The 516-nt window shown below is 62.0% G+C and carries 1 protein-coding gene; it reads left to right on the top strand.

The genetic code is table 11. The annotated features are described in order from the left end of the window. On the top strand, positions 1-511 hold a 511-nt coding region (locus AC1D1L_RS33755; RefSeq protein ID WP_477345861.1), incomplete at its 5' end, for an ISL3 family transposase. Positions 512-516: the final 5 nt, after the last annotated feature.

Here is a 516-nt window from a genome sequence, read left to right on the forward strand (position 1 = left end):
CTTGCTGGTGCTGGGAGCTTGGCGGCGGGCCGAAAGGGAGCAGGCCTATGATGTACCACCCACGGCCTTGAAGTTGGAGCCGGTTCGAGACCCGGAAACCGGTCATGCGATCTCGCCGGTGATTGCCGCAGCGCTGTGCATCAAGCCGCGAGGCCTGATGACAGGCCGGCAGGCAAGGAAGGTCGATGCCCTGAAGCAGGGATCTGACGCTTTCGCCGCGATGCGGCGCCTGGCGATGCGCTTCAACGGCATCCTTCGCAGCAAGAGATCGGCACCACTGGATGCGTGGATCGACGATGCGATCGACTCCGAACTCATCCCGATCATGCGGTTCGCTCGTGTTTTGCGCAGAGACATCGATGCCGTCAACAATGCCATCGAACTGCCCTGGAGCAACGGACAGGCCGAAGGCCAGATCAACCGCCTCAAGACTCTCAAGCGCGCGATGTACGGTCGGGCAGGCCCTGAACTGCTGAGGGCACGAATGCTGCCACCGCTCCACACAAAGTGAGGAAG

It is taken from the genome of Mesorhizobium sp. P2_D6, from assembly GCF_056404315.1.